Here is a 19555-nt window from a genome sequence, read left to right on the forward strand (position 1 = left end):
GGGGCTAATCACCACGGATTTCACGATTTGAACCAATTCAAGTGCCCACTCGGTAACAAAATCGGGGATAGCCCCCTAGACTAATTCCCATGACTGCCGCAATGAACACTGGCGCTGAGACGCCTGATCTGACGACCACCGCTGGCAAGCTGGCCGACCTGCGTGCCCGCATTGCCGAGACCCAAGCCCCAATGGGTGAAGCTTCAATCGAGAAGGTTCACGCCGCTGGCAAGAAGACCGCTCGTGAGCGCATCGAGTACCTGTTTGACGAAGGCTCCTTCGTCGAGGTTGACGCCTTGGCTCGCCACCGGTCCAAGAACTTCGGCCTGGACGCTAAGCGCCCAGTGACCGACGGTGTTGTGACCGGCTACGGCACCATCGACGGCCGCAAGGTTTGCGTCTTTTCTCAGGACGGCTCCGTGTTCGGTGGCGCACTGGGTGAGGTGTACGGCGAAAAGATCGTGAAGATCATGGATCTTGCCGTCAAGACCGGTGTTCCACTGATCGGCATTAACGAAGGCGCTGGCGCTCGTATCCAGGAGGGCGTCGTTTCCCTGGGCGCTTACGCCAAGATCTTCTACCGTAACGTTCAGGCTTCCGGCGTGATCCCACAGATCTCCCTGATCATGGGCGCTTGCGCTGGTGGCCACGTTTACTCCCCAGCTATCACCGACTTCATCGTCATGGTGGACAAGACCTCCAAGATGTTCATCACCGGCCCAGATGTGATCAAGACCGTCACCGGCGAAGACATCACTCAGGAAGAGCTCGGTGGCGCACACACCCACATGTCCACCTCCGGTACCTCCCACTACACCGGCGCTGATGACGCCGATGCACTGGACTGGGTTCGCGAGCTGGTCTCTTACCTGCCATCCAACAACCGTGCGGAAGCTCCTCGCATGGAGGCAGACATCATGGTGGGCTCCATCCAGGAGAACATCAATGACACCGACCTTGAGCTGGACACCATCATCCCAGACTCCCCGAACCTTCCTTACGACATGAAGGACGTCATCACCCGCATCGTGGACGATGGCGAGTTCCTGGAGATCCAGGAGTCCTACGCAGAGAACATCATCATCGGCTTCGGTCGTGTTGAGGGACGCTCCGTGGGTATCGTCGCTAACCAGCCAATGCAGTTCGCAGGCTGCCTCGACATCAAGGCTTCCGAAAAGGCTGCCCGTTTCGTCCGCACCTGTGACGCTTTCAACGTCCCAATCATCGAGTTCGTGGACGTCCCAGGCTTCCTGCCAGGCACCAACCAGGAGTACGACGGCATCATCCGCCGTGGCGCGAAGCTGCTCTACGCATACTCCGAGGCAACCGTTCCAAAGATCACCGTCATTACCCGTAAGTCCTACGGTGGCGCTTACTGTGTGATGGGTTCCAAGGACATGGGTGCAGACATTGTTCTCGCATGGCCTACCGCTCAGATCGCCGTCATGGGCGCTTCCGGCGCCGTCGGCTTCATCTACCGCAAGGAGCTCAAGGCAGCTGCTGCCGAGGGCAAGGACGTTGCGGCCGTCATGAAGGAATACGAGAAGGACTACGAAGAGACCCTCGTGAACCCATACATGGCAGCAGAGCGCGGCTACGTCGACGCTGTTATTCCTCCATCCGAGACCCGTGGCCAGATCATCGAAGGCCTGCGTCTGCTCGAGCGCAAGGTTGTCAACGTTCCTGCCAAGAAGCACGGCAACATTCCACTGTAAGGAACTAACTCCATGGAAGAAACCAAGAAGCCATTTTTGACCGTCACGAAGGGCAACCCAGACGACACCCAGGTGGCCGCGCTGACCGCGCTCTTCGCAGGTCTGAGCGCTGCTGGTGTACCAGAAGAGACCCCTGTTCGCAACAACTGGGGCAATGTCTCTGAGCGGCTGCAGCGCCCAATGACGTACAACCCGAATGCGTTCCACAACGTAACGTACTTCTAGGTTGGCATTCCTCCGAAAGCCTCGTGGCCAACAAGGTCGCGGGGCTTTTCCAATGCAAAAAGAGTTAGCGGAGCCTGGATCGTCCCTTTCGTTCATAGCCTGGCAGATGCCTCAAATCAGCACCCGATTTCTTTTACACTTGTCCCCATGCGTATTGTCTTAGCCTCCGGCTCTCCATCACGTAAGCAAATCCTGGAACAAGCAGGCATTAGGCCCCATATTCACCCTGCTGATGTAGATGAGGACACGCTCATCGCGCGGTACGGATCGGAGCCTATGGTCGTCGAGAAGCTTGCGCAGGCCAAAGCCGAGGCCGTCGCAGCGCACTACCCCGGCGACGTCGTTATCGGCTGTGACTCCATGCTCCTGCTCGACGGCGAGCTACAAGGAAAACCGCACACGGTGGACAACACCATCGCGCGGTGGCAGCAGCAGCGCGGCAAACGCGCTGAGCTGATCACGGGACACCACATCATCGGCCCGGAGCGGACCTACACCGGTACGTCCCGCACCACCGTGTATTTCGGTACCCCCACCGATGCAGATATTGCGGCCTACGCCCGCTCCGGGGAACCCCTCAAGTGTGCCGGCGCTTTCACGCTAGAGGCGATGGGAGGCTGGTTTATTGACCGCATCGACGGCGACCCTTCCAGCGTCATCGGACTGTCGCTGCCGCTGGTCCGCCAGGCCCTGTACGATTTCGGTATTAACGTCTCAGAATTGTGGTGAAAAATGACTTACAAACGTCTCCTAGCAGCACCCATGGTGAGCACAGCGCTGCTGACTGCGTGCAGTGCCGAGCAAGACCCGCAAGCGACCTCTGCCACCTGTGTATATAAGGATTCGCGGAAGGCAGCCAAGGATGTGAAGAAGCCAAGTGAGCAACCGCCACACGGCACCGTCAACCTGACCCTGACCACGAATCACGGCGATATCGACCTCGCACTCAATGCGGACCAAGCGCCCTGCACTGTCGGCGCCATCACCTCGCTGGCCAAGCAGGGCTACTACGACAACACCGTCTGCCACCGCCTCACCACTCAGGGCATCTACGTGCTCCAATGCGGTGATCCTAGTGCCACTGGCTCCGGCGGCCCCGGGTTCGTCTTCCCTGACGAATACCCAGTAGGTTCAGGGGAAAGCCCCATCTACAAGGCAGGCACCATCGCTATGGCAAACGCGGGACCGAACACCAATGGCTCCCAGTTCTTCCTCAACTACGAGGACTCGCCCTTGCCCCCGAATTACACGCTGTTCGGTGAAATGAGCCCCGAATCTACAGAGGTCGTCCGTGCCATTGCAGCGAAGGGGACCGCGACTGGTGGTGCCGACGGCGCCCCGAAAGAGGAAGTTTCAATTACGAAAGCGACGGTGAATTAAATGCAGCTCACTCCCCCACCAGTGCACGTTCCAGCCTTCAACTCCACTGACCCCTATCAGTGCCCGGGCAACCCGGAAGCCTGGGCACTCATGGCAGAGCAAGCCACCGATCCGCTGGTCAAATATGCTTTCGCCCGCACCGGCTACCACCGCGGCCTGGATCTGCTGCGCGCAAATGGTTGGAAGGGGTACGGTCCAGTCCCGGCCTCCCACGCCCCTAATCTCGGTGTTCTTAAGGCGATTGCACAGTTGGCTCTCGCGGCTCGCGCGATTGGCGAGGACAGCGAATACGACCGCTGCCGTGCGCTCTTGTCAGACTGCGACAACTCGGTTGTGGGACCTCTACTCGGGTAAGCCAGACCACAGCGAGTAAGTTGCTTTATATGGATATCAAACCAACCCCCTCAATCCGGGAGTTAACACTCCGCGGTGTGATCATTGGTGGCATCATCACGTTGGTGTTCACCGCCGCGAATGTTTACCTCGGGCTTAAAGTCGGCCTTACCTTCGCAACTTCCATCCCAGCTGCCGTGATTTCCATGGCTGTCCTGCGTAAGTTCGCTGGACACACCATCCAGGAAAACAACATCGTGCAGACGATCGCGTCGGCAGCCGGTACGTTGTCCGCAATCATTTTCGTGCTTCCGGGCCTAGTGATGGTCGGCTGGTGGCAAGGCTTCGACTACTTCACCACCGCCTCAGTGTGCGCCATCGGCGGCATCTTGGGCGTCACCTATTCCATCCCGCTGCGTCGCGCACTGGTGACGGGCTCGGACTTGCCCTACCCGGAGGGTGTTGCCGCGGCCGAGGTGCTGCGAGTAGGAGATGACAACGGTTCCGCCGAGGAAAATAAGCGTGGGTTGCGAGTGATCACCCTCGGCGCCCTGGCGTCGGCGGGCTACTCACTGCTCACCGCACTGAAAGCCACTGCAGGTGGCTTATCGACGGCCTTCCGCGTCGGATCCGGTGGCACCATGGTGGGCACCTCGTTGTCCCTCGCACTGATCGGCGTTGGTCACCTCGTGGGCGTCGGCGTCGGTATCGCAATGATCGTCGGCCTGTTGATTTCCTATGGCGTCCTGCTACCGGTATTCACGTCTGGCCAAGTCCCAGCCATGGGAGACGTTTCTGATGTGGTCGCCAGTACGTTCTCTTCCGAGGTCCGTTTCGTTGGCGCTGGCACCATGGCTGTCGCCGCGGTGTGGACGCTACTGAAGATCATCGGCCCTATCTTCTCTGGCATTAAGAGCTCCTTGGCTTCCGCTCGGAACCGTCGCGCTGGCGAAACCGTGGACATCACTGAGCGTGATATTCCGTTTCCGATCGTGGCTGGCGTGACGCTGGCGTCGATGATTCCGGTGGGGTTGCTGCTGTGGTTGTTCACCAAGGACACCGCTATCGCACACCACACTGCTGGTCTGGTGACGCTGTCCATCGTGTATGTCCTGGCAGTTGGTCTGCTGGTGGCTGCGATCTGTGGTTACATGGCCGGCTTGATCGGCGCATCCAACAGCCCGATTTCCGGTGTTGGCATCATCGTGGTGATCTCCGCAGCATTGCTGATTAAGACGATCGCCGGTGGTGAGGATCCAACGTCCCTCGTTGCTTACACACTCTTCACGGCCGCGGTGGTCTTTGGTATCGCGACTATTTCCAATGACAACCTGCAGGATCTGAAGACTGGTCAGCTGGTGGGAGCTACCCCATGGAAGCAGCAGTTTGCTCTGATTCTGGGTGTCTTGTTCGGCTCTGCGATCATCCCACCAGTCCTGCAGCTCATGCTCACGGGCTTTGGTTTCCAGGGTGCTCCTGGTGCCGGCGATAATGCGCTCGCTGCGCCACAGGCCGCGCTGCTGTCCTCCGTGGCACAGGGTTGGTGACTCTCTCGACTGGTCCCTGATCGGCCTGGGCGCTGCGATCGGTGTGGGCATCATCATCGTCGATGAGGTTCTTGGTCGCACTACCAAGAACTTGCACCTGCCACCGCTGGCTGTTGGTATGGGCATGTACCTTCCGATCAGCCTGACTCTCATCATTCCGATCGGCGCGTTCATCGGGCGGGCGTTCAATAAGTGGGCGGAGCACAATGGTGGCGAACCAGTCAAGCGCCTTGGCGTGCTGCTGGCCACAGGTTTGATCGTTGGTGAATCCCTGTTCGGTGTGCTCTTGGCCGGAATCATTGGCGCTACTGGCTCCGACGAACCGCTGGCCATCATGGGTGAATCCTTCGAATCTCCAGCGAAGTACCTCGGTTTGGTGATTTTCGTTGCACTGGTCGGTGGCATGTACTCCTGGCTGAAGAAGAACAAGGTGTCGCAGTAGTACCGTGGAGAGCATGTTCTCTCCACACAAACTAGTCATTGTCGGCCTGGGCCACGTGGGTTCCTACGTCCTGGCCGACGCCATGAAAACCCAGCTTTTCGGCAGCATCGTTACGATTGATGCTGATGCGGGGGTGGCACATGGTGAGGCTCTGGATCAGCACCAGGCAACGGCGTTGCACTCTATGGCGTCGGTAAGCGTGCGTGCCGGTGACTACGCCGACTGCGCCGACGCTGACATCATCATTGTGGCGGCCGGGCCGTCCATGATTGCCGAGCCGGGGAATTCGAAGCCGGACCGGGCGGCGCTCGCCCCGCACAATGCCGGCGTGATTCGCGAGGTGATGGCCGGTATCACCGCCCACACCCGCGACGCTATCATCATCATGATCACCAATCCGCTGGACACCATGGTGTACATCGCGGAAAACGAGTTCGATTATCCGAAGGGGCGGATTTTCGGCACCGGAACAATGCTCGATTCTGCGCGGTTGCGTCGTATCGTCGCTGACCGGCTGGGGGTATCCCCACTGTCCGTGTCTGGCTACATGATGGGCGAGCACGGCCTCTCCGCCTTCCCTGTCCTTTCTCACCTGTCGGTGGCCGGTATTCCCGCGGCGGAGTTGGAACGTCACTTCGGGGTCTCGCTCGACCCGGACGAACTCGCGCTCGCGGTGGTGGACGCCGCCTACGAAGTGTTTAACGCAAAGGGCTGGACCAACGCGGGTGTCGCACAGTCCGCGATCACGATGGCCAGGGCCGTCCTCCTCGACGAGCGCGCCATCTTCCCCGCATGCACCACACTGCGTGGCGAATACGGCCTCGACAACATTGCCCTCTCGGTACCGACGCTCATCGGCGCCGCGGGCGCGCTCCGTCGCTTCGAAATCCCACTGTCCGAGTGGGAAGAGCAGGCTTTACGACGCTCTGCTGCCGACATTCGGGCAGCAATGAATAGCGCCGGCTGCACTGATTAGCGTTGTCAATTTGTTGCAATTCCCCAATCTAAACGCAACCTATTGCCATTTTGTGCTCGATAGCATGAGTCTCAAGTCCACCCTGAAAGGAGACCTCATGCTCTCGGCTAAAGTTCAACGCCGCGTTCTCACCGCTGTTGGCGCTGCCACATTCGCTGTCGCTTCCAGCGCATCCGCTTCTGCTGTTGACCCCATGTCCTCCCTGCCTCCGCTGTCTTCCCTTCCCCCAGCAGTGGATCCGGGCCCGATCGAGGCAGATCATGACACCTATCGAGACACCTGGGACGGAACAGGTTTCGAGTTCTTCACCCCGCGCGGCAACTACTGCTACATCTCTCCTGAGCACACCACTGTGCCGGGAGACGATCGGCAATTCATCATGTGTTCCTTCGAAGATGGCGAATTCAACGCCGTTGGCGTCACCGCCGGAGAACTCGCTGGCCCACGTCAGGTTAACGGCGCGATCCTCGCTCCCCGCACCGAGGGCCACCACCTGGATCCCGGCTACAAGCTCACCCTTGGCGATGCAAGCTGCCGGGTAGAGCCAGACGAATCAACCGTTTGTGGCATCGGAGACAATTCGTTCACGATTTAGGCTCACTTCCCTGGGTAAACCGCCCCACGTTAGCAAACTCGATACCGCAAACTCCCAGGTCGCTGGGATCTAGGTTTTCCTAACGTGGGGCAAATTTTGGGTTAAGGGGCAAAATGTGTGTCTGAATTCCACAGTAAAGCCAGGTCAGGGCATGTAAACAGGTGCTGTTTATTGTTTCTGCTAGCAGGCGCGGCTGCCTTACTCCGGTGACCAAAAACCGACCTGATGCCCCGTCTGCCTGGGACAAAAGCAAAAACAACGGCACCACCAAAACCAAAGCTGATCTCACACACGCGGCGAATTTTTCGGGCCTTCCATGCTTATGCTGCAGGCTCGTGAGGTATCTCCCGATGGAGTCTGAACCGCAGGTTCGCACCCTTGTGTTACGTAACCCCGCAAAACCCGGGAAGCGTTCCCCGGGCTTCGGTGATTTTTTAGGCTTCACACCTGCTATTTCACTGTTTTGGGCCCAAGATCCGGGAAATGCTTCCCGGGTTTTAGTAAGAAACTTCAGGGGGCCGTGATCAAAGCCCCCAGGGGTAAAGTAACAACACGCCGGCCAGGCACGCATTTTGTCCCTTAACCCGCAGACACCAAGAAAGGGCCCGGATGCGGGCCCTTTCTTGCGTATGAAAACTTACGCGAACTTCTTCTCTACGCGAGACGTTGCTTCCTTGGCAACCATTTCCTGGATGCCCATGTCGAGCTCAGAGGTGAAGCCGACGCAGGAGCAGTTGATTTCGCCGAGCACGTAGGTGTCTTCGCCGTTCTCGCCGTCGGCAAGCATGAAGTCTGCGGTCCAGATCAGCGGGATGTTGTCGCCACCGAGCTTTTCTGCGATCACAGGGCGGGCTTCAGCGAACATGTCGATGAGCTCTTGCCATGCTTCTGGCTTGTCGTAGGTGTACTTTGCGCCGGAGAACAGGGTTGCGGAGAAGTTGTCGCCACCTGCAGCTGGCTTCTTGTGGACCACGAAGACTGGGTGTGGGCCAACGAGCAGAATACGGATTTCACCTTCGACGATGCGTGGCATGAAGCGCATGTCCACGAGCATGCCGTTGTCGCCGATGATGTACTGGTCGCAGAAGTCCATGAACTCGCCGAGCTCGCGGATTTCGGTGTGGTTGTCCACTGCCTCCGTGCACCGCAGCTTGGTATCCAGTGGCAGCGCAGTACCTGGGGTGACCTCGAGGGACTTGTCCTCGATCTGAACGCGCCAGATACCTTCACCGGTGGAGCCACGGTTCTGCTTGAGGACGCGCTCGCCGTAGGAGAGGGAGGTTGGGAAGGTGTTGTGGAAGGTCTCGACGTCGTAGTACGCAGCGGTGTCGGCTGGCACCAGGGAGGTGTCGTTGAGCTTGACCAGGGCATCCTTGGCGCCGTATGCCATCATCTCGTACGGGGTGGACATGCCGACGAGCCCGGCCTCGGACAGCCTGGTGAGCAGGTCGAAGTAACCCTTTTCACCACCAGGGATGTTACCTGGGTTAACACGGGAGATGTAAGCGTCGAAGTTCTCGGAGACGTATTCAAAAAGCTTTTCGGACCACTCTGGGCGGTAGTACACAACCTCAGACTTCCAGCCGAGCTCCTGGATTGCCTCGACGATTGGCATGGTGTCCTTGCGGTGGCCATTAATCTGCTTGTCAGATCCGCCCTCTACTTCGAATACGACAATTGCTTTTTTCATACGATTCTCCTCAAAGAATGTGTGGTGGTATCCGCAGGCCAGTGGGTGTACGAGCCTGATTAAGAAAAATCTTATCTTTATGTGTTGAGGTGTGCAGTCACAATCGCCATATGGTGCGCAAGACCACAGCGCCAATGGTGTCACTACCGACACATTCGCGCCGATACCGTGATCACCACAGGAAATGCGCGCTAAGGTGGTGTCTTAAGAATTCGCGCTAACAATGTGAAAGGGTGCCCCCATGGCAGTGCCTCTAGACCCGAACCCTAAGTTTTCCGAATACGCCCATCCTGAGCGGTTAGTCTCGCCGCAATGGTTGTCCGCACAACTTGGTTCCAAAGGTCTCAAGGTGGTGGAGTCCGACGAGGATGCTCTTCTGTACAACATCGGCCACATCCCGGGTGCGGTCCGTATCGACTGGCACAAGGACCTCAACGATCCCCTCACCCGCGATTTCATTTCGCCAGAAGCTTTCGCGGCATTAATGGACGGAAAGGGCATTGCCCACGATGACACAGTCGTGATTTACGGCGACAAACACAATTGGTGGGCCGCGTACACTTTCTGGATCTTTGAGATGTACGGGCACCCAGATGTTCGCTTACTTGACGGCGGCCGTGACGCGTGGATGTCGGAAGAACGCGACACGTCCTATGACGTGCCGAACTACCCCGCCAGCCGCTACCCTGTCCCCACCGCTTCCGAAAGCGCCCTGCGTGCATTTGTGGGCGACGTGCAGGCAGCCGTCGATAAGGGCGCGCTTATCGACGCCCGTACCCCCGCAGAGTACCGCGGTGAGGAATCGTGGCTGTCCCACGCCGCTATTCGGCTCGGCCATATTCCTTCAGCGCTGAACATCCCGTGCGACGGCAACGTGATGGCGAATAACTTTTTCCGTTCCCGAAAGGAATTGGACGCCATGTACTCGGACTTAGATCCGAGCGCTCAGACGATCGTGTACTGCCATGAGGGGGAGCGTTCCTCCCACAGCTGGTTCACGCTGAAGTACTTGCTCGGTTTTGAGAACGTGTTGAACTACGACGGTGCATGGGTGGAATGGGGCAATATGGTTAGAATGCCGATCGCGAAGGACAGCTAACACCGAAATTGAACCCTGTATAGGGCTTTTTTACTCCCGCTTGGGGGTGCAATCCCACATTGGTTTACTCGAATCCGTTCGATTTTGTGACATGTTGTGTAACAATAAGTGTCACGCGCAGCACCCCCAACCCACTGTGGGGTGAGGCACAAACTAATGTCATGCGTGAATAGTTCAATGCAAAAAATTTTCTCCAGGAGGGGTTAGACGTGACCGTCGAGACCAAGAAGATCACCAAGGTTCTGATCGCGAACCGTGGTGAGATTGCCATCCGCGTTATCCGTGCAGCACGCGATGCAGGTATCAAGAGCGTCGCTGTTTACGCAGAGCCAGATGCGGATGCACCTTTCGTATCGATGGCCGATGAGGCTTTCGCACTGGGCGGCCAGAACTCCGCCGAGTCCTACCTCGTCTTCGACAAGATTCTCGACGCTGCCAAGAAGTCCGGCGCAGATGCCATCCACCCTGGCTACGGCTTCCTCTCTGAAAACGGCGACTTCGCAGAAGCAGTCATCAACGCCGGCCTGACCTGGATCGGCCCATCCCCACAGTCCATCCGCGACCTGGGCGACAAGGTCACCGCTCGCCACATCGCCCTGAAGGCTAACGCACCAATGGCTCCTGGCACCAAGGAGCCAGTCAAGGACGCTGCCGAGGTTGTTGCCTTCGCTGAGGAACACGGCCTGCCAATCGCTATTAAGGCAGCTTTCGGTGGCGGTGGCCGCGGCATGAAGGTTGCTTACAAGATGGAAGAGGTCGCTGACCTCTACGAGTCCGCTACCCGTGAGGCAGTTGCTGCCTTCGGCCGTGGCGAGTGCTTCGTGGAGCGCTACCTGGACAAGGCACGTCACGTGGAGTGCCAGGTTATCGCTGACCAGCACGGCAACGTTGTTGTCGCTGGTACCCGTGACTGCTCCCTGCAGCGCCGCTTCCAGAAGCTCGTTGAAGAAGCACCAGCTCCATTCCTCACCGACGAGCAGCGCACCCGCCTGCACGAGTCCGCCAAGGCTATTTGTAAGGAAGCTGGCTACTACGGCGCAGGTACCGTCGAGTACCTGGTAGGTTCCGACGGACTGATCTCCTTCCTCGAGGTCAACACCCGTCTGCAGGTGGAGCACCCAGTCACCGAGGTCACCACCGGCCTCGACCTGGTCCGCGAGCAGTTCCGCATCGCCGAAGGCAAGGAACTCCACATCAAGGAAGACCCAACCCCACGCGGCCACGCTTTCGAGTTCCGTATCAACGGCGAAGACGCTGGCAACAACTTCATGCCTGCCCCAGGCAAGATCACCAAGTACGTTGAGCCTTCCGGCCCAGGTGTCCGCATGGATTCCGGCATCGTCGAGGGCTCCGTCATCGGTGGCCAGTTCGACTCCATGCTCGCTAAGCTGATCGTCTTCGGTGAGACCCGTGACGAGGCTCTGCAGCGCGCTGCTCGCGCACTGGACGAGTACGTCGTCGAAGGCATGCCAACCGTTCTCCCATTCCACCGCCACATCGTCGAAAACCCTGCTTTCGTGGGCGACGGCGAAAAGTTCGACGTCTACACCAAGTGGATCGAAGAAGCATGGGACAACCCAATCCCTGCCTACGTTGACCCAGCCGACGCCGAGGAAGCTGAAGAAGCAACCCCAGCTCAGAAGGTCATCGTTGAGATCGACGGTCGCCGCGTAGAGATCGCCCTCCCAGGTGACCTCGCAATCGGTGGTGGCGCAGCAGGCGGTGCAAAGAAGAAGGCCAAGAAGCGTCGCGCAGGTGGCGCCAAGGCTGCCATCTCCGGCGACGCCGTTGCCGCTCCAATGCAGGGCACCGTCATCAAGGTCAACGTGGAAGAAGGCCAGGAAGTTGCCGAAGGCGACACCGTGATCGTCCTCGAAGCCATGAAGATGGAAAACCCAGTGAAGGCCCACAAGTCCGGCGTTGTCACCGGCCTGGCAGCAGCCGCAGGCGAGGGCGTCACCAAGGGCGCCGTCCTGATGGAGATCAAGTAACCAGCCCTTGCCGGATTTGGTAAAGCAAAACGACTAAAAAGCTAGTAAAAAGTCACTCTGCATTACCAAATCCGACACCTTCATCTACAGACCCGCATCCCTGTACTCTCAGGGGTGCGGGTTTTTTAGATACCCCCTTGCCGGATTTGGTAATGCAAACGATACGAAAACACACAAAACCGTCACTTTGCATTACCAAATCCGACACAGCACCTCTCTAGATCGGACAACGCATGGAACCTATGGATGTCAATGGCGGCCGTTTTTACGCCCGCCCGCTGAGAAATGACGACGAGATCGCGCTGCGGCAAGCGGAAGGCAGCTCTGTGGCGTCGATAAGCGCTGCGCGCGAAGAGTGGCTGAATGACACGGCCTATTCCTGGGCAATTTGCGAGCAGACCAACGTCAACGCCGTCGCTATCGCGCGCTATGACATGAAGGAACTGGAAGTTGTGCCGGTGGGCGATCCGGAGCGTGATCTGCCGAATGATCCGATGTTGGAGCCGAAGAAGGCGAAGGACGGCGTCGCTGAGGGGCGGGCTGCAATTCAACGCTGGATCGACGGTTACCTGCGCCCGTAAACTAGCCACATGGCACCACGTCTCCCCCACAAGCGCACGATCGTCGCCGCGATTGACCAAGGCACGACGTCGACACGCTGCATGCTTTTCGACGACCACGGCCACGCCCTCGCTACCTCCCAGCTGGAGCACAAGCAGATTTTTCCACGCCCCGGCTGGGTGGAGCACGATCCGATGGAGATTTGGGCAAACACTCGTCGCGTGATGGCGGACGTGCTGGCGCGCAGCGAGTACACCAACGACGACATCGCTGCGGTGGGGATCACTAATCAGCGGGAAACCACGGTGGTGTGGGATAAACACACGGGTAAGCCGGTGTACAACGCGATCGTGTGGCAAGATACCCGGACTGCGGAGATCTGTGGCGAACTAGAACCGGAGCAGTTTGAACGAACTGGGCTCCCGGTATCCACGTATTTTTCCGGCCCGAAGATCCGGTGGATCCTGGACAACGTGCCCGGGACACGCGAACGCGCAGAGGCCGGGGATTTGCTCTTCGGCACCATTGAATCCTGGCTGATCTGGAACCTGACCAAAGGAACCCACGTCAGCGACGTGACCAACGCGTCCCGTACCATGCTCATGGACCTAGCCACCGGGCAATGGGACCATGAGCTGTGCGAGGTCCTTGGTATCCCGACTGCCATGCTGCCGAAGATTGTGTCTAATTCGGAAGTGATTGGGAAGATTCGCAAAGTCGGCAACCTTGATGGTGTCCCCATCGCCGGTGTGTTGGGTGATCAGCAGGCGGCTACCTTTGGCCAGGCTTGCCTTGAACCAGGTGAAGTGAAGAACACCTACGGAACCGGCAACTTCCTGCTCATGAACACCGGCACCACCATCCGCAGCTCAGAGCACGGGCTCATCTCCACCGTCTGTTACAAACTGGGCAAGGAACCCACGGTCTTCGCTCTCGAAGGCTCCATCGCGGTCACCGGATCACTCATTCAGTGGCTGCGCGATAACTTGGGCCTGATTGCTAAGGCAGCGGACGTCGAAAAGCTAGCAGCGTCGGTGCCCGACAACGGCGGCTGCTACATCGTGCCCGCCTTCTCCGGGCTCCTCGCCCCGCACTGGCGCCCCGACGCCCGTGGCATCATCACGGGGCTCACGCGGTTTCACACCAAAGCCCACTTCGCTCGAGCCGCCCTGGAAGCGGTGGCCTATCAAACGCGCGAGGTTGTCGAAGCGATGAACCAAGACACCGGTCTACCAGTAGCAGCGCTCAAAGCCGACGGCGGAATGGTAGGCAACCAGCTGCTCATGCAGTTCCAGGCCGACCAGCTCGGGGTACCCGTCACGGTCCCTGCAGTGACCGAAACGACGGCGCTCGGCGCCGCGTATGCTGCCGGACTCGCGGTGGGCGTCTACAAGTCGCTCTCCGACATCCGCACGCTGTGGCAAGAAGACGTCACCTACCAGCCACGCCCCGCCGACCCCGCGCTTTTCGACGGCTGGCAGCGCGCCGTCCGCAAAAGCTTCGAAGCCTAGGTCGGTTGATGGGGGTTGGGCTGTTTGAGCGTTGGCCCCGACATTACCCTCCCGAAGTTCGGGCTCATGAGAGCAGTTTTGGAGCAACCTCGGGGGCGTAATGTCGGGGTCGTGCGCCAGCCCCCACGCCGCAGTGCCCCAATAACCCCATTCCCCTCAATAATCACGAGGCTTGGCCATAATCTAGGCTTGCAGCGTTGGCCCCGACATTACCCTCCCGAAGTTCGGGCTCATGAGAGCAGTTTTGGAGCAACCTCGGGGGCGTAATGTCGGGGTCGTGCGCCAGCCCCAGCAACCTCGGGCCCCCCCAAACAGCCCAACCCCTTAAAATAGCCCCCGCGGGACCCCTTACACTGCTTGCGCAGGAACTTTGCGCTGCTCTTCGCCGTCATAGGCGCTGAGCGGGCGGATCAGCGAGTTGGACTCGTTTTGCTCAATGATGTGAGCGGTCCAGCCGGTGATGCGGGCCATGACAAAGATCGGGGTGAAGAACTCCACCTCAAAGCCGAGGATGTGGTACGCAGGGCCGGATGGGAAGTCAAGGTTTGGTTTGATTCCGGTGCGTTCATCCATGGCTGCTGCCATTTCGTCGTACATCTTCACCCACTTCTCGCCGTTGTGGGCGGCTGCGAGTTCCCGGAATGCTGCTTCCATGGTGGGCACGCGAGAGTCACCGTTCTTGTAGACGCGGTGCCCGAACCCCATGATCAGTTCCTTGTTGTCGAGCTTGTTGTTGACCCATTCGCGCGCCTTCTCGGGGTCGTCGATTTCGAGCATGGCGTGCATGACTGCTTCGTTGGCACCGCCGTGTAGTGGGCCTTTGAGCGCGCCAATGGCTGCGGTAACTGCCGAGTAAGTGTCAGACATCGTGGAGGTGACCACTCGTGCAGTGAAGGTGGAAGCGTTGAAGGAATGCTCGGCGTAAAGGATGAGAGACTTATCAAACGCTTCGATGTCAGCGCGGTCGAAGGCATCTTCACCAAAGACCATGTCCAGGAAGTTGTGCGCGAAGCCCTTCTTCACGCTCGGCTCGATGAAGTCTTCCCCGCGCCGGCGACGGATGTCCAAGGCGATGATGGTCGGGATTTTCGCCATCAGTTCCAGGGAGGAGCGGCGGATGTGGTCGGAGTCCTTGGTGTAGGCCTCCGGGTCCTGCGAACCGATGTAGCTGATCGCGCTACGCAGCACGTCCATGGGGTGGCAGGACAGCGGCATGGCCTGCACCATATCAATCAGGCCACGGTCGATGCGGCGCAGCGCGCGTTCCCGAACACAGAACCGGGTGAGCTCGTCCGGGGTGGGCAGTTCCCCGTTCCACAGCAGGTAGGCGACTTCCTCAAAGCTGCAGTAGCGGGCGAGTTCCTGCACTGGGTAGCCACGGTAGGTCAAGGAGTTGGTCTCCGGGACAACCTTAGAAACTTTGGTGGTGTCGACGACAACTCCGGCGAGTCCTTTGCGAATTTCAGTCATGGTTTGGTCTCCTAAGTTAGGGCTGGTAGGTGAATAGTTTTTGGTCGAATACGTTGTATTCGGAGTAGCGAAGCAGCTCGTAGAGGCGAGAGCGGTGCTGCATGTCGTCCAAAAGATCTGTTTGGGTTCCGGCCGTCGCGATGTGGCGCAGTCCGCGTTCCACGGCTCCCATCGCGATGCGCAAGGTGGTCACGGGGTAGATCACGGCGTTGTAGCCGATGTCTTGTAGCTGTTGCGCGGTGATGAGTTCGGTTTTGCCGAATTCGGTCATGTTCGCCAGCAGAGGGATATCGATGGCCGCCCGGAACTTTTCGAAGTCGGCCGGGGTGTAGAGCGCTTCCGTGAAGATCATGTCGGCGCCCGCGTCCACGTAGGCTTTGGCGCGCTCGATCGCTGCGTCAATCCCTTCGACGCCGGCGGCGTCGGTACGCGCGCAGATAACAAACTCTGGGTCGCGGCGAGCTGAGACCGCCGCTCCCAGGCGCCGGACCATCTCTTCAACCGGCACTACTTCTTTACCGTCCAGGTGTCCGCACCGTTTAGGGTTGACTTGGTCTTCCAGGTGGCACCCCGCCAGACCAGCGTCTTCTAACTCAGAGATGGTGCGGGCTGCGCTCATTGGCTCGCCGAAACCGGTATCGGCGTCGACAAGCACCGGCCGGTTGGTGGCGCGGGTGATCTGGCGAGCACGGGTGGCCACTTCGGTGAGCGTCGTCAGGCCAATGTCCGGCAGAGCCAGGTCGGCGGCGACCACCGCGCCGGAGACATAGACCCCTTCGAAGCCGATCTCCTCGATGAGGCGAGCGACCTGCGGGGAGAACGCGCCAGGTAGGCGTTGGATGGTGCCGGAGCTAAGGCCGGCACGGAAGGCTTGACGACGCTCCGTTGCTGTCAATGCGGAGGAAAAGAGATCTCGGCTCATAGCAGCCCCGCCCGGGTCTCGGCAGCCTGTGCGAGGACGTCGTCGGAAAGCTGGATGTTCAGTTCGCTGAGGTCCTGGAGAGAGGCCAGGTTCTGTACTGCGTTAAGGAAGCGGTCCTGTTCCTCCGGCGACACGATCCCCTCTGCCAGCGTGCGGAACTTTTCCACGTACTGCTCGCGGCCGAATGGGCGGGCACCCAGGGGGTGGGCGTCGGCAATCGCGAGCTCATCCACAATCACGGTACCGTCCTTCATGGTGATTTCCGCGCGAGCACCAAAGGCCTTTTCCGCGGGATCGGTGGAGTGGTAGCGACGGGTCCATTCCGGGTCCTCCACCGTGGAAATCTTGTGCCACAGTTCGATGGTTTCTGGCCGGTGAGCGCGTTCCGGGGCATAGGAACGCTGGTGGTGCCACTCCCCGTCTTCCAGAGCGACGGCGAAGATGTACATGATGGAGTGGTCGAGGGTTTCGCGGGATGCGTCAGGATCGAATTTCTGAGGGTCCTGCGATCCGGTACCGATGACGTAGTGGGTGTGGTGGCTCGTGTGCAGCACGATCTTTTCCACGTCCGCAAAGTTGCTGATCTTTTCGCGCATCTTGATGGCCAAATCAATCGGGGCCTGGGACTGGTACTCAGCGGAGTGCTGCTTGGTGAAGGTGTCCAAGATGGCACGCTTAGCTTCGCCCGGTGCGGGGAGCTGAACCTCGTAGCGGGCTTCCGGACCGGAAAGCAACCAGGCGATGACGCCGTCTTCGCCCTCCCAGATCGGTGACGGTGCACCTTCCCCACGCATGGCGCGGTCGACAGCTTCGATGGCCATCTTCCCAGCGAATGCCGGTGCAAATGCCTTCCATGAGGAAATCTCACCCTTGCGGGACTGACGGGTGGCCGTGGTGGTGTGCAGCGCCTGACCAATGGCCTGGTAGATGGTGTCCTCGTCCAACTCGAGCAACGTGCCAAGGCCAGCTGCGACGGATGGGCCGAGGTGAGCGACGTGGTCGATCTTGTGCTCGTGCAGGCAGATGCCCCGTACCAGCTCCACCTGGATCTCATACGCGGTGGCAAGTGCCCGGATGAGCTGCGCACCGGTGCAGCCACGGTGCTGGGCTACGGCTACGATCGGCGGGATGTTGTCGCCGGGGTGGGAGTAGTCAGCGGCCAGGAAGGTGTCATGGAAGTCCAGTTCTCGGACTGCTACCCCGTTGGCCAGAGCTGCCCACTCTGCACTGTAGGTGCCGTCGATGCCGAAAACTTTGGCGCCAGCTTCACTCACGGGATGTGCCTGCGCCTGCTGGCGCGCCACAGTCACTGGCTTACGCAGCACGGCTGCCGCAGACACCGCCGCATTGTCGATAATGCGGTTGATGATCATCTCTGCAACGTCATCGGTGACTGGAACCGGATCCACGGCTACTCGAGCGATCCGGGAGGCAAGATGCTCCTCGCGGGGAAAATCCTCCGCGGAAGCATGCGTGCGCACAATGTGTTTTTCCATTTTTCGATGTTCTCCTTACAACAGCAGTGCGGTCAGTGCTAGAGTCCACTCGAATGCCTCTCACAGCTTCTATGTGGTACAACTCACAAACTAACCGGGGTCATGCACGTTGATCCCCTTGTTGCAGGTGTGAATAACTACGCCGTTTTCGCACCCAAACCGCAAAGTTGGCGTACCTGGCAGCTCATGGCCACAAAATGAAAGGAAGAGGAGAATGGAGAAGATCTACGCGGGGGCAAAGATTCGCTCGCTGCGTCGCAAGTTGGGAATCACCCAAGCCACGTTGGCGAAGGAGGTGAAGCTCTCTCACAGTTACATCAATCAACTGGAAAACGATCAGCGTCCTCTCACCACGAGCGCGCTGCTCGCATTGAGTACCTGTTTGGGGGTATCCCCTGACTATTTTCTCCCTGACACCAATGCCCGGTTGATGTCCTCTGTCCGGGACGCGATGAGTCAAGCTGGTTTCCCCTGCGACCAGGAGGAAATCCAGGAATTTACGGACCGGTTTCCCCGCATCGCGGAAGCCCTCACATTGCTGTCCGCAGCGACGGCCCAGGGAAACAATCCTGTGCTAGCCGAGGTCAACCCGACCCGCCATGTGTTCGATCATGTTCGCGACTTCTTTTACTGGCATCGCAATCACATCCCAGAGCTGGACACTCTCGCGGAGCAACTGGCCGATCGGTTGGGTGGCCCACAGTTTCGAACGATGCGGCTGGCGGAATTGCTGGACACCACTGCACATGTGCGGGTGATCTTCCGTAATCAGGAGCAGCAGTCCCGCCGCGTGTTCGATCCAGAATCGCGCACTGTGTCCTTGGGTGCTGACCTCACCGATGCGCAACAGTGTTTTGAACTAGCTATGCAATGGGCGTTCATCTGCCTCCCTGAGCAGCTTGATGAGCTCACCGAGTCGGAGCGACTGCCGTCGCCGGAAGCGAAGTCACTGGGTCGAATTGGGTTGGCGCAGTATTTCGCGGCGGCTGTGGTGATGCCCTACGGGCAGATTCTGCAGGCTGCGGAGGAATGCCGTTATGACCTGGATGTGCTGTCCCAGCGCTTTGGCACTGGTTTTGAGATGACGTGCCACCGGCTGTCCACCTTGCAGCGACCGGGGGCGGAAGGCGTGCCACTGTTTTTCGTTCGTACGGACCGTGCCGGCAATATCTCCAAGCGACAGTCGGCGTCGTCATTCCACTTTTCCCGCAGCGGCGGAAGCTGCCCGTTGTGGATTGTGAATAGGGCGTTTGAAACGCCGAATCGGATCATCCGTCAGGTGTCTCAAATGCCTGATGGCCGGACTTACTTGTGGATCGCGCGCACGGTGGAGCGCCCCCACGGCGGTTTCCATGACCCCAACATCACTTTCGCGATCGGCCTGGGGTGCGACATTTCGCAAGCCCACCGCCTGGTGTACTCCGATGGGCTGAATCTGTCTGACGACTCGGCAACGCGGATCGGCGCTGGCTGTCGCGTATGCGAGCGCAGCGATTGCAAACAGCGGGCCTTCCCCGCGACGGGCTTTGCTCTTGATATCAACGAAAACAGGTCACAAGAGGTGCCCTACGCCACGAAGTAGGCCCGCCGGATGGCGGCGAA

At 59.2% G+C, this 19555-nt stretch carries 16 protein-coding genes and 1 pseudogene; 13 read left to right on the forward strand and 4 right to left on the reverse strand.

Features of this window, described 5'->3' with window-relative positions; all coding sequences use genetic code 11:
- Positions 1-89: 89 nt before the first annotated feature.
- The 8 genes and pseudogenes from HW450_RS04510 (at position 90) to HW450_RS04545 (ending at position 7213) form a co-directional block, all read left to right on the forward strand.
- A complete protein-coding gene (locus HW450_RS04510) occupies positions 90-1715 on the forward strand; it encodes an acyl-CoA carboxylase subunit beta (RefSeq protein WP_182386801.1) in 1626 nt (541 codons plus the stop codon).
- 12 nt (positions 1716-1727) lie between these two features.
- Complete coding sequence (locus HW450_RS04515) at positions 1728-1940, forward strand: acyl-CoA carboxylase subunit epsilon (protein WP_182386802.1); 213 nt, start codon at positions 1728-1730, stop codon at positions 1938-1940.
- Between the two features lie 147 nt (positions 1941-2087).
- Positions 2088-2669: a Maf family protein gene (locus HW450_RS04520; RefSeq protein ID WP_182386803.1), complete on the forward strand. Its 582-nt coding sequence runs from the start codon at positions 2088-2090 to the stop codon at positions 2667-2669.
- Positions 2670-2672: 3 nt separating this feature from the next.
- On the forward strand, positions 2673-3320 hold the full coding sequence (locus HW450_RS04525) for a peptidylprolyl isomerase (protein WP_232843334.1): 648 nt from the start codon (positions 2673-2675) through the stop codon (positions 3318-3320).
- Entirely contained in the window at positions 3321-3674 is a 354-nt protein-coding gene (locus tag HW450_RS04530; protein ID WP_182386804.1) for a DUF3151 domain-containing protein, read from the forward strand.
- Between the two features lie 29 nt (positions 3675-3703).
- Positions 3704-5642, forward strand: a pseudogene (locus tag HW450_RS04535) (OPT family oligopeptide transporter).
- 13 nt (positions 5643-5655) lie between these two features.
- Positions 5656-6618: a lactate/malate family dehydrogenase gene (locus HW450_RS04540; protein ID WP_182386805.1), complete on the forward strand. Its 963-nt coding sequence runs from the start codon at positions 5656-5658 to the stop codon at positions 6616-6618.
- Positions 6619-6682: 64 nt separating this feature from the next.
- Positions 6683-7213 (forward strand): hypothetical protein, encoded by a 531-nt coding sequence (locus HW450_RS04545; RefSeq protein WP_182386806.1) that lies wholly within the window; start codon positions 6683-6685, stop codon positions 7211-7213.
- Between the two features lie 637 nt (positions 7214-7850).
- Here HW450_RS04545 and HW450_RS04550 read toward each other — a convergent pair.
- On the reverse strand, positions 7851-8903 hold the full coding sequence (locus HW450_RS04550) for a Cj0069 family protein (protein ID WP_182386807.1): 1053 nt from the start codon (positions 8901-8903) through the stop codon (positions 7851-7853).
- 241 nt (positions 8904-9144) lie between these two features.
- Here HW450_RS04550 and HW450_RS04555 point away from each other — a divergent pair, with 241 nt between their 5' ends.
- The 4 genes from HW450_RS04555 (at position 9145) to glpK (ending at position 14065) form a co-directional block, all read left to right on the forward strand.
- The gene (locus HW450_RS04555; RefSeq protein WP_182386808.1) at positions 9145-10002 is read left to right on the forward strand and encodes a sulfurtransferase; all 858 of its coding nucleotides are present in this window, start codon (positions 9145-9147) and stop codon (positions 10000-10002) included.
- Positions 10003-10211: 209 nt separating this feature from the next.
- A complete protein-coding gene (locus HW450_RS04560) occupies positions 10212-11993 on the forward strand; it encodes an acetyl/propionyl/methylcrotonyl-CoA carboxylase subunit alpha (RefSeq protein WP_182386809.1) in 1782 nt (593 codons plus the stop codon).
- Between the two features lie 233 nt (positions 11994-12226).
- Complete coding sequence (locus tag HW450_RS04565; RefSeq protein ID WP_182386810.1) at positions 12227-12574, forward strand: hypothetical protein; 348 nt, start codon at positions 12227-12229, stop codon at positions 12572-12574.
- A gap of 9 nt (positions 12575-12583) precedes the next feature.
- Positions 12584-14065 (forward strand): glycerol kinase GlpK, encoded by a 1482-nt coding sequence (glpK, locus tag HW450_RS04570; protein ID WP_182386811.1) that lies wholly within the window; start codon positions 12584-12586, stop codon positions 14063-14065.
- A 348-nt stretch (positions 14066-14413) separates the two neighbouring features.
- On the opposite strand, the gene HW450_RS04575 is transcribed toward glpK, so the two are convergent.
- Genes HW450_RS04575 through prpD form a run of 3 tightly spaced genes read right to left on the reverse strand, consistent with a single transcriptional unit; the run spans position 14414 to position 17953 of the window.
- Complete coding sequence (locus HW450_RS04575; protein WP_182386812.1) at positions 14414-15535, reverse strand: bifunctional 2-methylcitrate synthase/citrate synthase; 1122 nt, start codon at positions 15533-15535, stop codon at positions 14414-14416.
- 16 nt (positions 15536-15551) lie between these two features.
- Positions 15552-16457: a methylisocitrate lyase gene (gene prpB, locus HW450_RS04580; RefSeq protein WP_182386813.1), complete on the reverse strand. Its 906-nt coding sequence runs from the start codon at positions 16455-16457 to the stop codon at positions 15552-15554.
- Positions 16454-17953, reverse strand: coding sequence for a 2-methylcitrate dehydratase PrpD (gene prpD / locus HW450_RS04585; protein ID WP_182386814.1), 1500 nt, complete (start codon positions 17951-17953; stop codon positions 16454-16456). The genes prpB and prpD overlap by 4 nt, the downstream gene beginning before the upstream one ends.
- A gap of 214 nt (positions 17954-18167) precedes the next feature.
- On the opposite strand from prpD, the gene HW450_RS04590 reads away from it, so the two are divergent.
- On the forward strand, positions 18168-19535 hold the full coding sequence (locus tag HW450_RS04590) for a short-chain fatty acyl-CoA regulator family protein (RefSeq protein WP_182386815.1): 1368 nt from the start codon (positions 18168-18170) through the stop codon (positions 19533-19535).
- Positions 19536-19555 lie beyond the last annotated feature (20 nt).

It is taken from the genome of Corynebacterium hindlerae, assembly GCF_014117265.1.
In the GTDB taxonomy this organism is placed as follows: domain Bacteria; phylum Actinomycetota; class Actinomycetes; order Mycobacteriales; family Mycobacteriaceae; genus Corynebacterium; species Corynebacterium hindlerae.